This is a genomic window from Campylobacter sp. US55 (genome assembly GCF_004378955.1).
Lineage (GTDB): Bacteria > Campylobacterota > Campylobacteria > Campylobacterales > Campylobacteraceae > Campylobacter_D > Campylobacter_D jejuni.
The window spans coordinates 1-13,936 of record NZ_RYYF01000012.1; the positions used below are offsets into that span (position 1 = coordinate 1).

The 13,936-nt window shown below is 30.6% G+C and carries 16 protein-coding genes; 1 reads left to right on the top strand and 15 read right to left on the bottom strand.

The window, feature by feature from the left end:
• Nucleotides 1-92 precede the first annotated feature (92 nt).
• Together flgS and ELQ07_RS07680 are read right to left on the bottom strand one after the other, a co-directional pair.
• Nucleotides 93-1,112, bottom strand: coding sequence for a fla regulon two-component system sensor histidine kinase FlgS (gene flgS / locus ELQ07_RS07675; RefSeq protein WP_088303683.1), 1,020 nt, complete (start codon nucleotides 1,110-1,112; stop codon nucleotides 93-95).
• Nucleotides 1,113-1,115: 3 nt separating this feature from the next.
• A complete protein-coding gene (locus ELQ07_RS07680; RefSeq protein WP_088303684.1) occupies nucleotides 1,116-1,994 on the bottom strand; it encodes a DUF234 domain-containing protein in 879 nt (292 codons plus the stop codon).
• A 35-nt stretch (nucleotides 1,995-2,029) separates the two neighbouring features.
• On the opposite strand from ELQ07_RS07680, the gene ELQ07_RS07685 reads away from it, so the two are divergent.
• Complete coding sequence (locus tag ELQ07_RS07685) at nucleotides 2,030-3,304, top strand: aminotransferase class V-fold PLP-dependent enzyme (protein WP_079747907.1); 1,275 nt, start codon at nucleotides 2,030-2,032, stop codon at nucleotides 3,302-3,304.
• Here ELQ07_RS07685 and purU read toward each other — a convergent pair.
• The 13 genes from purU to peb2 all read right to left on the bottom strand — a co-directional run bounded on the left by purU (nucleotide 3,301) and on the right by peb2 (nucleotide 13,902).
• The gene (gene purU, locus ELQ07_RS07690) at nucleotides 3,301-4,125 is read right to left on the bottom strand and encodes a formyltetrahydrofolate deformylase (protein WP_134224961.1); all 825 of its coding nucleotides are present in this window, start codon (nucleotides 4,123-4,125) and stop codon (nucleotides 3,301-3,303) included. The two genes, ELQ07_RS07685 and purU, sit on opposite strands and share 4 nt — an antisense overlap.
• Nucleotides 4,122-5,240, bottom strand: coding sequence for a CCA tRNA nucleotidyltransferase (locus ELQ07_RS07695; protein ID WP_070316497.1), 1,119 nt, complete (start codon nucleotides 5,238-5,240; stop codon nucleotides 4,122-4,124). The genes purU and ELQ07_RS07695 overlap by 4 nt, the downstream gene beginning before the upstream one ends.
• Complete coding sequence (locus tag ELQ07_RS07700) at nucleotides 5,209-5,700, bottom strand: hypothetical protein (protein ID WP_002856776.1); 492 nt, start codon at nucleotides 5,698-5,700, stop codon at nucleotides 5,209-5,211. The genes ELQ07_RS07695 and ELQ07_RS07700 overlap by 32 nt, the downstream gene beginning before the upstream one ends.
• Nucleotides 5,697-5,945, bottom strand: a complete 249-nt coding sequence (locus tag ELQ07_RS07705; protein ID WP_002859818.1) for a tetratricopeptide repeat protein — start codon at nucleotides 5,943-5,945, stop codon at nucleotides 5,697-5,699. Before ELQ07_RS07705 ends, ELQ07_RS07700 begins: the two co-directional genes overlap by 4 nt.
• A gap of 78 nt (nucleotides 5,946-6,023) precedes the next feature.
• Nucleotides 6,024-6,197 (bottom strand): Sec-independent protein translocase subunit TatA2, encoded by a 174-nt coding sequence (gene tatA2, locus ELQ07_RS07710; protein ID WP_002852615.1) that lies wholly within the window; start codon nucleotides 6,195-6,197, stop codon nucleotides 6,024-6,026.
• A gap of 9 nt (nucleotides 6,198-6,206) precedes the next feature.
• A complete protein-coding gene (locus ELQ07_RS07715) occupies nucleotides 6,207-6,545 on the bottom strand; it encodes a chaperone NapD (RefSeq protein ID WP_002852435.1) in 339 nt (112 codons plus the stop codon).
• Entirely contained in the window at nucleotides 6,538-7,452 is a 915-nt protein-coding gene (locus tag ELQ07_RS07720; RefSeq protein ID WP_134224962.1) for a WD40 repeat domain-containing protein, read from the bottom strand. Before ELQ07_RS07720 ends, ELQ07_RS07715 begins: the two co-directional genes overlap by 8 nt.
• Nucleotides 7,453-7,456: 4 nt before the next feature.
• The gene (locus tag ELQ07_RS07725; RefSeq protein ID WP_010891887.1) at nucleotides 7,457-7,981 is read right to left on the bottom strand and encodes a nitrate reductase cytochrome c-type subunit; all 525 of its coding nucleotides are present in this window, start codon (nucleotides 7,979-7,981) and stop codon (nucleotides 7,457-7,459) included.
• Nucleotides 7,978-8,760: a quinol dehydrogenase ferredoxin subunit NapH gene (napH, locus tag ELQ07_RS07730; protein WP_010891886.1), complete on the bottom strand. Its 783-nt coding sequence runs from the start codon at nucleotides 8,758-8,760 to the stop codon at nucleotides 7,978-7,980. Before napH ends, ELQ07_RS07725 begins: the two co-directional genes overlap by 4 nt.
• Nucleotides 8,757-9,497 carry a ferredoxin-type protein NapG gene (gene napG, locus ELQ07_RS07735; protein ID WP_134224963.1) on the bottom strand — a complete coding sequence of 247 codons (741 nt, stop codon included), beginning with the start codon at nucleotides 9,495-9,497 and terminating at the stop codon, nucleotides 8,757-8,759. The genes napH and napG overlap by 4 nt, the downstream gene beginning before the upstream one ends.
• 17 nt (nucleotides 9,498-9,514) lie before the next feature.
• Entirely contained in the window at nucleotides 9,515-12,289 is a 2,775-nt protein-coding gene (gene napA / locus ELQ07_RS07740) for a periplasmic nitrate reductase subunit alpha (RefSeq protein ID WP_002861425.1), read from the bottom strand.
• A gap of 247 nt (nucleotides 12,290-12,536) precedes the next feature.
• Nucleotides 12,537-13,064, bottom strand: coding sequence for a thiol peroxidase (tpx, locus tag ELQ07_RS07745; RefSeq protein ID WP_002856712.1), 528 nt, complete (start codon nucleotides 13,062-13,064; stop codon nucleotides 12,537-12,539).
• Nucleotides 13,065-13,161: 97 nt separating this feature from the next.
• The gene (gene peb2 / locus ELQ07_RS07750; protein WP_088303689.1) at nucleotides 13,162-13,902 is read right to left on the bottom strand and encodes an AcfC family adhesin PEB2; all 741 of its coding nucleotides are present in this window, start codon (nucleotides 13,900-13,902) and stop codon (nucleotides 13,162-13,164) included.
• Nucleotides 13,903-13,936 lie beyond the last annotated feature (34 nt).

The window sequence follows — 13,936 nt, forward strand, 5'->3', positions numbered from 1 at the left end:
TCCTTGATTTAGATTTTTTTGCCTTCAACCTAAATATATTAAAATAATATAAGCAAAATCTGTTCCGTTTTGGGGTGAAAAGAAAATATTTATCACACCAAAGGTAAGGTAAAATAAAAATTCTTAGGATCGCTTTGAAAACTTAACTCTCCCTTATGAGCGTTTATGATTTCTTTAGAAAGAGACAAACCAAGCCCATTGCCTTTAAGTTTTGTTGTTTTAAAAGCTTCAAAAACTAATTTCTCATCTTTTATTTCACAACCATTATCATACACTCTGATGCATATTTTTTCATTATCACAACTTGCTAAAATTTTAATCATAGGCTTTTCACATTCGCTTTCTTCTATCGCATCAATAGCATTATAAATCAAATTTTGCAAAACCAAACCAAGAAGAGCTTTATCAGCACAAATCTGCTTATCCAAAAAAGATATTTCAAAGTCTATTTGAGAAGTAAAATTATAAGAGTTAATGGCACTTTCACACTCTTCTTTTAACTCTAAAAGATTAAAATTTAAAGCATTGATGTGCACACCCTTAGTAAAAAGTAAAGTTGAATTTACGATACGCTCTACTCTAGCAATAGCCTTTTGGATTTCAAGAACTATATGCTTATTTTTAAGCTCACTACGAGCAAAAAGGGTTGAAGTAAGTAAAGATATAGATCCAATAGGATTTCTTATCTCATGTGCCAAATGAGCCGCCACACTGCCCATGCTTGCAAGCCTTTCATTGCGTTTTTCATCGCTAATATCTGTAGCTGAAACTATAGTTTTTTCATTATGTGCTATGATTTTTACCGCATAAAACCTACCTTCAAATTCAAGCTCATCGCGAATTTTATCAAGACTAATGATACTAAGTAATTTTGGATTTTTCAAGGCTTCTTGATTTTGTAAAATAATATTTTTTTCTTTATCTAAAATCCAAAGTGCACTAGGCAATACCTCTATAATCTCATCAACCATTGCGCGTAAGGAATTATAGTTTTCATTTAAAGTTTTGTATTCATTTTCTATTACATAAGTTTGTTCTATAAGACTTTCTAAGCCTTTTTGTAGGGTTTCTTTTTCATTTGAGTCTAAACTTTTTAAAATACTTTCATTCATTTATCATTCCTCTAATAAAATCTTAAAATCATTCAAATCAAGTAAAAGCAAATTCTGTTCGCATATTTTATCAAATTCCTTGCTAAAACCATTTTTTGAGATTATAATGTAATAATTTGGAGCCAAATTTAAAGACTTTGCTTTTGATTTTAAAAGATTTAAAATATTTTTACAAATTTTTTTATTTTTAAATTTAACCTCTCCGACAAAACACAAATTTTCATCTTGATAATAAAGATCAAGTTCTAAATTCTTATCCCAGTAACTTTGCGCTCCATTGATATTGAATTTTTTCTCAAGCAATTCTCTAGAAAGCTGTTCAAAACAAAAACTTTGATAAAGTTCAAATTTTTCCTTAATACATTCTAAAACTTCTTTATAACGATTTTGCAAAATAAGCTTTTCATTGGGCTTTAAAAAATAAAAAAAGAAACGAGTAAAATGGTTGCTAAATATAATCTTATCTTGGACAACATAAGATCTTAGTTCTTTTTTGATTTTTTGTCTTTTATCTTTTATTTTTTTAGCTTCCTTACTATACTCAAGTTTTATTATACCTGTTTCTAAAAGATATTTAAGTGTAGATAAAGCTTTAAAATGCTGAATTTTTCTATTGATAGAAAAACGCTTGCGATTGTTTTTAGCTAGTAAAGTAAGAGCGTAAGAACTTGTTTCATCCAAGGCGAAATAACTTTTAATTTTTAGATAGTCATCAAGCAAAATTCGCTCTATATTTGTAAATACATCGTCTTCAAAATTTAAAATGTTTAATTTTTCAAAACCTTCAAACACGCTATAAAAATCAAAAAGCTTACTTAAAGACAAATTCTTATGCAAATCTACAAAGTTCTTAAATTTTATATTTTTCCTTTTATAAAGCATTTTTATAGTATAATTTTAGCAAATTTTTATAAGGATTGTATTTGCAAATTTCAGATTTAAAAAAAGAATTGATCTTAAAAAAAGGTATTTTGCATTTTGACTTCACAGCAAGTGCTTTAGCTCTAAAATGTGTAGAAAAAGAAATTTCAAAAATTCTCCCAACCTATGCAAACACACATTCTGATAGCTCTTTAAATTCTTTTAAAACTCAACAAATTTACGAACAAGCAAGAAAAGATATAAAAAAAAGTTTATCATTAGATGAAAATTTTGCCCTTATAGCTTGTGGAACAGGATCAAGCAGTGCTATTAAAAAATTTCAAGAATTGATCGGCATTTACATTCCCCCTCTTGTAAAAGAAAGATATTTTACGCAAATTGATAAAAATACTTTACCTTTAGTTATCGTAGGGCCTTATGAGCATCATTCTAATGAACTTTCATTTCGAGAAGGCTTGTGCGAATGTATTAGAATTCCCTTGGATAAAAATGGGGAAATTGATTTTGATTTTCTAGAAAAAACTTTACAAAAAAACAAAAAAAGAAAAATAATCGCTAGCTTTTCTTTAGCTTCAAATGTTACTGGGATACTAAGTGATTACAAACGCATTTCTGAAATGGTTCGTAAATTTAAAGGGATAGTTGCTTTTGATGCATCTAGTTTTATTCCCTATAAAAACATATCTTGTCAATACTATGATGCGTTGTTTATAAGTTCTCATAAATTAATCGGTGGTATTGGTGGTTCTGGACTTTTAGCCATCAAAAAAGATCTTTGTGGAAACAAGCCTAGCTTTGCAGCAGGTGGAACTGTGGGCTATGTTTCTCGCACTTCACAATGCTACCTTTGCAATGAAGAAGCTTTAGAAGAAGGAGGAACACCTGGAATTTTACAACTCATTCGCGCTAGCTTAGCTTTTAAAATCAAAGATTCTATAGGGATTAAAAATATAGAAAAAAAAGAAGAAATTCTAAAAGATTATTTTTTTGAGAAACTAAAAACTATACCTAACTTAATTTTATACGCAAAGAATTTAAAAACCCGATTGCCTATTTTTGCTTTCAATATCAAAGGAATTTCTCCTTTTGATATCGCTTACGAACTTAGTAAAAAATACCACATAGAAACACGCGCTGGATGTGCTTGTGCTGGGCCTTATGGTCATGATTTGCTAGGCTTAAAAGATAATCAAAAACTTAAAACAAAACCAGGTTGGTTAAGAATAAGCTTGCATTATACGCATGAAAAAGAGGATATTGATTATTTTTTTAATGCTTTAAATAAAACTATAGTAAAATTATCGCATTAAAATATTATAGTTTTATTATTATGTATAAAAATTCTATCTTCAAAAACCAAATCAAGTGCTTTTGAAAGAACATCTTTTTCTATATTTCTACCTGCTTGCTGCATATCTTGCCAAGTAAATTCATGGTTTACAGGTAAAACAGCTTGAGTGATAATAGGACCTTCATCAAGATTATTATTTACAAAATGTGCCGTAGCTCCAATTATTTTAACCCCTCTTTCAAAGGCTTGTTTATAAGGATTTGCTCCTATAAATGCAGGTAAAAAAGAATGGTGAATATTTATAATCTTACCTTCAAAATGCCTAACAAAATCAGGAGATAAAATTCGCATATATTTTGCCAAAACCAAATAATCAAATTTATATTGTTCAAGACATTTTAAAATCTGATTTTCTTGCTCTTTTCGATCTAAATTTTCAGCGCTGATAAAATGATAAGGAATTTCAAATTTCTCAACTAAATCCTTTAAAGAGTTGTGATTTGAAATCACAGCTTTGATATTTGCTTCAAGTTCGTTACTATAATGCTTTATTAGCAAATCTCCCAAACAATGACTTTCTTTAGTAGCAAAAACAACAATATCTTTTTTTCTCTTCTCGCAAAGTTCTATCAAGGATTCTTGTCCAAGCATAGCTTCAAGCGTTCCTATAAAAGCTTCTTTATCAAATTCACCTTCTAAAAGAGCACGAAAAAAAAACATTCCTTCGCCTACAAATTCATCGTTTTTTACTATATTGATATGATATTTAAAAATAACATCAGAAATTCTATAAATTAAACCTTTTTGATCTTTGGTGCAAATTTTTAATACAGAAATCATTTAGCTAAACCTTTTATATATTCTTTTAATTCATTCTCTCTTGCTTCTTGAAGCTTTAAACCAAGAATTTTACCACAAAATCCAGCATTTATGAAATCTTTTGCTAAAATTTTACTTTCAAACTTATTCTCATAAAGCCCTAATCTTTTAGCTTGCTCAATACGCTTTTTACTCCAAAGTCCAAGCCATTCCTTCAAAGGCATTTCAAAAGCAATTTTTGCTAGTTCAAAATCACTTATATCATCAAGATAAAAAGCTTGATTTGCGTATTTTAGGTATTCTTTTTTAAGTTTAGTTCTTTTAAAAAATATATCTTTTTCTAAATTAAAAAAATTCAAATACAAATACAAGAATAAAGCATCGCTTTTTACAAATTCTCTACTTTGTCTGAGTAAATTTTGAAATTCCAAACTCTTAAAAATACTCTCAAAGCCGAAAATCTGTTTTTCTAAGTCAAGTTCTTGCAAATATCTATAGCCAACATCAAGTCTAGGACTTTTAAAGAATTTATAAAGCTCCGCATTGATCCTATCTTTACTAAGATCAGTTATATCCATACTTTGCATCAATTTCAAGCTTTCACTAGTTATCTTAAAGTTAAACCTTGAAGCAAATACTACCGCTCTTAATACTCTTAAACTATCCTCTTGAAAGCTTTGTTTGTCAATATGCCTTAAAAAGCCTGCTCCTAGATCTTTTAATCCTCCGTAAAAATCTAAAAACTCATCGTTAAAAAGATTAATCATCATAGAATTTATGGTAAAATCGCGTCTTTTGGCGCCAAGTTTTTCATCATTGCAAATTTGAACTTCAAAACCTTTATGTCCATAGCTTATTTTGTTTTCAGTTCTAGCAAGAGCTAAATCATAATTTTTAAACTTATACACAAAAAAACTTTTTCCAAAGCCTTGTGCACCCAATTTTTGCATAATCTTTTCAAAATCTTTAAGTTTTATATCATAAAGCTCTATATCATAGTCACAAATTTTTAAACCTAAAAACAAATCCCTAACGCTACCTCCAACCAAATACGCTCGTTTGGTATAAGGCTTTAAAAACTCAGCAATAAACTGTAAATCGGAATTATTTTTTAAGCTTATCTTCGATATTTGCAAGTAAAAACTCTAAAAAATTTATGGTCAAGTTTAACCTATTTTCAAGATCATCTTTTTTTATACTATTTAAACCTTCAAAAAGAACTAAAATTCTCTCTCTAAGATGTTTTAAAAAAATATCCTCATTAAGCGTTTGAACCTCTGTCATAACACTAGGATTTAAAATTTCACTTTGTAAAAAAGGCTCTTCTTTTTTAAACTCTTTATTTTCCTGAGTAGAAATTTCAATATTATTTTGTATTTTTTGCTCTTCTTCAAATTTTGCCATAGAAATTTTATCTTCTAAGTCTTGCGGAGTATCGAGCTCTTCGCATACAAACTCCATAGGCGGTAATTCATCTTTTATTTCAGTTTTTCTATTTAATTCTTGTTCTTTTAAAATTTCATTTTGTCTTCTTTGCTCTTCCATGATAGAGCTAACTTCGCTAATGGTTTTTTTAGCTAAATCTTCCAAATTCATATTTTTATCAACCACCTTTTAAATTCATTAATTTCTTCATCGCTTTTCATATTAATAAAAAAATCCAACATTTGAGTGTTTAAGTCTTTATGCTTGGATCTAAAACCACTAAGACGACGAACCGCATCAATAGCGTTTTGGTTATCCGGATCTTCTTTTAAGATATTTTTATAAATTTCTAAAGCTTCGTCTTTTAACCCTTGAGCCTCATAGATAGAAGCTTCAGTGACTGTATTTTTCATCACTGTTTCCTAAAATTTTTCTTTAATTCTAGCAAAAAGCTTTTTAATTTATCTTTAAGAAAATAAAATGATTTTTAATGTCTATTTTGTTTTAAACAATTTTTCTATATATTCTTTTTTTTCTTTCTCTAAACTAGAATTTAATTCTTTTTGTTCTTTTTTAACTTGCACTTTTAAATCTTGATTTTTAAAATACACATAATCAATTCCAAAAATAACACCAATTATAATAAGCAATGGGATTAAAAATACCATCTTTACACTTTAAGAAAATTGATTAAATACACTACCATAGTAGCGAACATTCTCAGCATTTTCATTTTTTTCTATCGTTTCTATTGCGCCACTATTGATTGCTTTTTGGATATCATCATTTAAATCTTGATAAGAAAAAACCATATTAATACTGATAATATTTGGCAATTTCTCAAGCATTTTATAAGAGTTTAATTCATCTTCTAAATTTTCACTTTCAATCACAACTATAATCTTTTCATTTTCACAAAGTTCTACAGAACAAAAAGGAATTTCAGATATAGCCTTTTTTAAATCATTTATATATTCTTCTTTTGCTAAAATCAAAACACTAGAAAGATTATTCATCAATACTCCTAAACATTATACTATCACCAAAGCCTGAAACGATAAAATCTTTATTGTTTAGAAAAATAATAAACTCACTCATCAAATTTTCATTATTAAAAGTTTTAACAGGCTTAAAATCACTTGTGCTAAAAACTTCACTAACTCCAGCTTCATTATCGCTATAAACAGCGAATTCTCCATTAGGACTTAAAGCACAAGTATATATCAAAAAATCTTTTTGCAAAAAATTTTGCTCTTCATTTTTTACAACTCCTATACGCCTATCCGTTCCACAACTTAAAATAATATTATTTTTAAAATCTACTTGATAGATATTATCTTTATGCATTTTATCATAGTTTTTTAACATCTTCCAATTTTTCAAATCAAAAAGTTCTACTTCGCCACTCTCAAAACCTGCAACTAGTCTACTCTTATCTTCATTTAAAACTGCATCATTAAGACTAGAATGGGAAAAATTAAATTTTTTTATATTCTTTAAGCTTTTATCAATCAATTCTATTTCAGAACCAATAGAAATCAAAAGATAAGTATTTTCATTGATAAAAAATGCTTTTATTATGCTATTTTCTTCGAGCTTTTTGATTTGTAAATTTTCCTTATAAAAACTTAAATTTTTAGCACCAAAATCACCCTCGCTAAGTATTAAAAGTGTATGTTTAAAAACATCAATGTTGTAAATTTTAGCAAAATCATCGCCATAATAATTTTTAATCTTTGGCAAAGATAAAAGTTCTTTTAAACTTTTATCTTTAATGTTATATTGTAAAATTTCACCTTTATCAGTGCCTATATATAAGTTTTTCTTATCAAGCTTTAAAGCTGTTATATTGGCATTTAATTTCAGCTCATAAGCATAAGACAAAACACAAAAAAGACTCAAAATAAAAAGAAATTTTTTCATTTATCTACTTTACACCCTCATTAATCACATCAATTAAATTTGAACGACTTTTTAATTGTTCATTTTTAAATTCAGGTTTAAAGCTATTTCCCACTAAAGGTTTTGCATCGCTTTGTGGAACATGACACTGAGTACAATTAAAACGACTGTCGCTAATCATATCTCCTGTGGTTTTATTGTGTCTAAAATCATAATAATGACTAGCAGGAAGTGGAGTTGCACCAGCATCTGCTGCTATAGCCTTATCATGGCAGCTTAAACACATATTGTTATCTTTAGTTATAGGTAACAAATCTTCAATAGCATGCGGAATTAATGGTGGTGCATTTTCATAAGAACGCTCAAAACGAGTAGATTCCCCAGGTTGTAAAGTTGTGAAATTTGCTTCCACTAAATTTACTTTATTTTCATTTTCTAAACTTGCTTTTCTAAGTCCAATTTGTTCCGAACTTACCCCACTATTCATTGCGCAAGCTGCAAAAAATACCACTGCAGCACTTCCTAATAAAACCAATTTCTTCTTCATTATTTATTCCTTAAATCAAAAATATTAAAATTCAAAGCATCATCATTACAAACTTCTATACATCTTGCACACCTTATACACTCTCCTGATTTCACGCTAGTACTTTCTTTTCCAACCATCCACAAAACCTGTTTTTCAGGACAAATACGGATACATTCATAACATTTAGTGCATTTATCACTATCATGCTTTATTTTAAGCAAAGCAAAACGAGAAATAAAAGCATAAAAAGCTCCTAGTGGACAAAAGTGTGAACAAATTGCCCTAGGGCTTAAAAAAGTATCGATACAAAAAAGTATAAAGGCTACAAAAATCCAAGAACTTGTAGCAAAAATAATCCCTCTATGTATCATTCCTATATAAGAAAAACTTTCAAACACGGGCAATGAAAATACAAAAGAAAGGACTAAAACCAAGACCAATACAAAATAGCGTAAATTTTTAGGCAAAATTAAAAATTTATTATTAAGGGTTAATTTATTTCGCACAAAAGCAGCAAAATCTGTGATTAAATTAACAGGACAAACCCAAGAGCAAAAAACCCTTCCTAAAAGCAAACCATAGATAAAAAATATAATCAAAGCTCCTATTAAAGCCATTAAATCTATACTCCAGCTTGCTAAAATGATTTGCAAAACCGCAAAAGGATCGCTTAAAGGTATGGTATTAAAAAGTCTAGAAGAACTTAAATTTCCCTGCAAGATAAAATCTGTAGCTTTAAAACTAAAAAGCGCTAAAATTCCAAGCTGAACGATGCGTCTAGCAATTAAATACTTCATCACAGTTCTCCATTATTTAAATAATTGGTTGCTTTTTTAGCATCAAAATGTTTTGAAGTAACTGCATTTTTTATACGACCTTCATCTTTTTCATCCCAGCCTTTTACATAATGAGATCCTGCTTTTCCCAATACATACTCCCTTGGCAAAACACGAATGGCCGGTTTTTCAGTAATACAAGCAAGTTCACAAAGCCCACAACCTACACACACTTCATGATCCACGCTAGGTAGTAAAAAAGCATGCTTGGCGGTGCGTTCATTGCGTTTAAGCTCAAGTTTTAAAGCCCTATCTATCAAAGGACAAGCTCTATAACAAGCATCACATTGAATTCCCCAGTGTGCCACACAAGAAGCACTATCAACAATAGCAATACCCATTTTCAAAGATTCTATACCCTGTTCTAAATGCTTTTTATCTAAAGCATCGGTTGGACATTCTCTAATGCAAGGAATATCCTTACAAAGATAACAAGGAATTTCTCTTGCCTTAAAAAAAGGTGTGCCATTTTTTGGACTATCTAACAAGCTAGCAAGCTTTAAAGTATCATAAGGACAGGCTTTTACACAAAGCCCACAACGAATACATTTGCTTAAAAACCTAGCTTCATCTTCAGCCCCAGGAGGACGCAAAGCATAATTATCATCGGCTTTTAAAGCCAAATTAGCCAAAAATCCGCCTCCTGTACATAAACATACAGCCTTAAAGGCACTAACGAAAAATTCTCTTCTACCTTTCATTTAATCAAAACCCTAAATTAAGCCTTGTAAATTTTTACAGCACATTTTTTAAAGTCAGTTTGTTTTGAAAGCGGACAAGTCGCATCCAAAGTAACTTTATTGATATATACATTCTCATCAAACCACGGCACATATACAAGTCCTACAGGCGGTTTGTTTCTTCCACGCATATCTACTCTTGCTTTTACTTTACCACGACGAGATTCCACCCAAACCAAATCACCTTGATTTAAGCCTAATTTCTCTCCATCTTTCTCACTCATATAGCAAAGTGCTTCAGGCACAGCGCGGTAAAGCTCAGGCACACGCATAGTCATAGTTCCACTATGCCAATGCTCTAAAACCCTTCCTGTTGCAAGCCAGAATGGATACTCTTTACTTGGTCTTTCAGGTGCTTTCATAAATGGCCTAAAGAAAATTTTAGCCTTATTTTTAATACTGTGCTCTTTTTCATCTTTAGGAGCTATTAAATCCCCATTTGTAAGCATTTTGTTAAAATCACCATAAAAAGCAAAATCTGAATTTGGAGCCGCTTTTTTAGCATAATAATCAAATTTAGTATTAAATCTCCATTGTGTTTCCTTGCCATTAACCACAGGCCATCTTAAACCCCTTACTTTATGATAGGTATCAAAATCCGCTAAATCATGTCCGTGTCCTAAGCCAAATTTACGATATTCTTCCCAAAGGTATTTTTGAACGAAAAAGCCATAACCTGTAAATTCTTTTCCATCACTGCCTTGAATTTTTCTCTCATCGCCTTTAACATCAGTATTATCAAAGCCTTTTGCGATAGCATCGTTTGGATTAAAGCTTTTTGCTTCTTTATTGGCAAATAGCACATCAAAAAGTGTATCATCTTCACTATAACCCATAGCTTTTGCCTCTTCTAAAACACTTGGCAAGGTAAGCTTATTATCCACTTTTTGCTCTTTCCAAACTTCTTTAAGCTTAAAGCGTTTTGCAAATTCTAAAATTTGCCAAGTATCACTCATGGCAGCACCTACAGGTAAAACTTGTTGTTTCCAATGTTGAGTTCTTCTTTCAGCATTACCATAAGCACCCCATTTTTCATAAATCATAGCACTTGGTAAAATAAGATCAGCTACTTTTGCTGAAATTCCAGGATAACAATCACTTACAACAATAAAATTATCCATTTCTCTTGCTGCTGCGATCCAGTGATTTGCATTTGCAGTGTTTTGCCATGGATTATTCACTTGCACCCATGCAAATTTAATTTTTCCATCTTCTAAATCTCTCATGATATTAAGATAAGGAGAGCCTGGTTTTGGGTTGATGGTCTTTGCAGGAACTTTCCAAATTTTTTCAGAAATTTCTCTGTGTTTTGGATTGGCTACAACCATATCTGCAGGCAAACGATGCGAGAAAGTTCCTACTTCCCTAGCTGTTCCACAGGCACTTGGCTGTCCTGTTAAAGAAAAGGCTCCACTACCTGGTTTAGCTTGCTTTCCTAGTAAAAAATGCACCATATAAGCTTGTTCATTTACCCAAGAACCTCTTGTGTGTTGATTAAAGCCCATAGTCCAAAAACTTACGACTTTGCGATTTTTCTCTATGTAAAGATTAGCTAATTCTTGAAGTTTTTTCTTAAAATCTTCCAAAGACTCATTATCATCACCTTTGGCTACTTTTGCAGTGTATTCCAAAGTATAAGGGGCTAAACCTTTTTTAAATTCTTCAAAAGAAATTTCCCAGTTTTTATCAGCCACACCTTGATGTTTCATTTCAAATTTATCACCCGCTTTAACGCCAAGATAAGATAAAGAAGTAGCCTCTTCATCGTCTAGAGTGATTACATTTTCTTTTTCAACTGTATCTTTTTCACTTTCTTTAAATTTTGGATGATTTGGATTATTTCTCATACCATAACCAATATCAGCATAACCAGTTGCAAATACGCAGTGATCTTTGATAAATTTCATATCCATAGCCTCTGGATGATTATAAACAATCTCTCTTGCTATGTAGTTCCAAATAGCCAAATCTGTATTTGGTTTAAAAATAATTTCAATATCAGCAATATTTGAAGTACGGTTAGAAAAAGTACTTAGATTAACAACTTTGACCTTATCAAGATTGCTTAGTTTTCTATCGCTTACTCTTGACCAAAGGATTGGGTGCATTTCAGCCATATTAGCCCCCCAAGTGATAATAGTATCTGTAAGCTCTATATCATCATAACAGCCTGATGGCTCATCTACACCAAAAGTTTGCATAAAACCAACCACTGCAGAGGCCATACAATGTCTTGCATTTGGATCGATATTATTTGTTCTAAAGCCCGCTTTTGCAAGTTTTAAAGCAGCATAACCTTCTTGGATGGTGTATTGCCCACTACCAAAAATCCCTATACCTGTAACGCCGAGTTCATTGTAGGCTTTTTTAAATTGTTTTTCCATTTCATCAAAGGCTCTTTGCCAAGAAACTTGTTGAAATTTGCCTTTTTTATCAAATTCGCCTTTTTCATTCATGCGAAGTAAAGGCATAACAAGACGATCTTCACCATACATGATCTTAGCATTAAAATAACCTTTGATACAATTAAGTCCGCGATTTACGGGTGCTGCAGGATCACCTTTTGTTGCTACGATTTTGCCATCTTTTCTGGCTATCATAATTCCACAGCCAGTTCCACAAAATCTACAAACAGCCTTATCCCATTTCCAATCTTCTTCTTGCGCGCCAAGCATAGAGCTTGGAACACTAAGTCCTGCAACACTAGCAGCACTTGCAATAGCGGTATTTTTAATAAAATCCCTTCTATTCATCCTTATTCCTCCAAAATAAAAAAATCATCTTATTATAAAAAATGGAGTATAAAAATCTCTTGAAATTTTAATAAAAATAATAATTTTAAAGCTCTATTTTATAGGAGTTTTATTGTCCTTTTTATATTTTTCTTACACAAAATAAATATTAAAAATAATCAACTTAACAATTAAAATATAATCAACTTAAAATAATAAAAAAAATGAAGATGTAAAAATTAAGCCCTAAGAATGGGCTTAATCAAAATTAATGGCAACCACAACCACCGCAGCAGCTAGAACCACCAAAAAATGCATCAAGTTTTGCAATATCTGGCATTTCTGTGATTTCATTTACAAGTTCTTTATATGCCACTTTACCCTCTTTAATCACAAATACAGCACGAGCTAAAAGCCCTTCTAAAGCACCTTCATTTATCAAAACACCATATTTTTCACCAAATTCTTTTGCCACAAAATCACTTGCGACACTTAAATTTTCAATACCTTCTGTACTGCAAAATCTTCCCATAGCAAAAGGTAAATCCATACTTACTACAATCACTTCAGCACCATTGTAACTGGCTACTTTTTTATTAAATTCTCTAGCCTCTGTAGCACAAACTGGTGTATCTAAGCTTGGAACACTTAAAATGATTTGAGTTTTACCCGCTGCACCGATTTCAATCACGCTTAAATCTTTAGCTTTAAGATTTACCTTAGGAGCATCTGCTCCAACTTCTACTGAATTTCCTTTAAGTTTTACAGGATTTCCTTTAAAATTTACTGTACTCATTTAATTTCCTTTTTTGATATTTTAAACATTATTACAATTAATGTTTTAGGAGTAATTATATCCTATAAATATTAATTATTTTTAATTTCACTGAAAATTATTTTATTTCTTTCCAAGTATATTTTTTCCACACTTTTTGAGCTTCCTTACTCTTAATAAAATCTACAAATTCTAAAGCTTTTTTATTTTCTAAACCTTTTTTTGTAGGAGCTATTTCAGCTGCACGATAAATCACTGCATTTTTATCTTTGATAAATAAAGCTTTATCATCGCCTAAAGCCTTTGCCCAATGAGACCAAATGATTAAAACATCAATATTTGGATTGTTATTCCACTCATCTACAGCAGCTTTGGAATTTTTAGCATAAATTTTTATATTTTTACGTAATTTTACCAAATTTTCTCTTTTTGCACTTTTTAAAGCCATATCTTCATAAAGTCCAACTTGTCCTGCACCATCAACCACCATAACATTTACGCCATCTTTTAAAATGTCTTCAAAATTTTTAATATTTTTTGGATTATTTGGACGCACGATAATACCTGATGGACGCACATTTAAAACGCTTAAATTTTCCAAACTTAAACTTGGAATTTTTTTAGCAAAATCATCCATCATTGAAGTATTGCCTGAAAAAATCAAATCTGCATTTTCTTTTGCTTTATCTATCCAAGCTGGAGTTGGACCTGCGGTTACAATCACCTTTTCTTTTGTTTTTTCCTCAAATTTTAAAGCAAGCTCTTTTAGCACAGAAGCAGGACCACCTGGACCATAAACTAAAATTTCAGCATTTAAAAAACTTGCTGCTACTAAACTTAAAATTAATATTTTTTTCATAAAATAAACCTTTCTTTATAATATAACTTACTTG

Excerpts from the sequence above, each read along its gene's own strand:
- flgS (WP_088303683.1), bottom strand. The coding sequence starts at position 1,112 with ATGAATGAAAGTATTTTAAAAAGTTTAGACTCAAATGAAAAAGAAACC.
- ELQ07_RS07680 (WP_088303684.1), bottom strand. The coding sequence starts at position 1,994 with ATGCTTTATAAAAGGAAAAATATAAAATTTAAGAACTTTGTAGATTTG.
- purU (WP_134224961.1), bottom strand. The coding sequence starts at position 4,125 with ATGATTTCTGTATTAAAAATTTGCACCAAAGATCAAAAAGGTTTAATT.
- ELQ07_RS07700 (WP_002856776.1), bottom strand. The coding sequence starts at position 5,700 with ATGAATTTGGAAGATTTAGCTAAAAAAACCATTAGCGAAGTTAGCTCT.
- tatA2 (WP_002852615.1), bottom strand. The coding sequence starts at position 6,197 with ATGGTATTTTTAATCCCATTGCTTATTATAATTGGTGTTATTTTTGGA.
- ELQ07_RS07715 (WP_002852435.1), bottom strand. The coding sequence starts at position 6,545 with ATGAATAATCTTTCTAGTGTTTTGATTTTAGCAAAAGAAGAATATATA.
- ELQ07_RS07720 (WP_134224962.1), bottom strand. The coding sequence starts at position 7,452 with ATGAAAAAATTTCTTTTTATTTTGAGTCTTTTTTGTGTTTTGTCTTAT.
- napG (WP_134224963.1), bottom strand. The coding sequence starts at position 9,497 with ATGAAAGGTAGAAGAGAATTTTTCGTTAGTGCCTTTAAGGCTGTATGT.
- napA (WP_002861425.1), bottom strand. The coding sequence starts at position 12,289 with ATGAATAGAAGGGATTTTATTAAAAATACCGCTATTGCAAGTGCTGCT.
- tpx (WP_002856712.1), bottom strand. The coding sequence starts at position 13,064 with ATGAGTACAGTAAATTTTAAAGGAAATCCTGTAAAACTTAAAGGAAAT.
- peb2 (WP_088303689.1), bottom strand. The coding sequence starts at position 13,902 with ATGAAAAAAATATTAATTTTAAGTTTAGTAGCAGCAAGTTTTTTAAAT.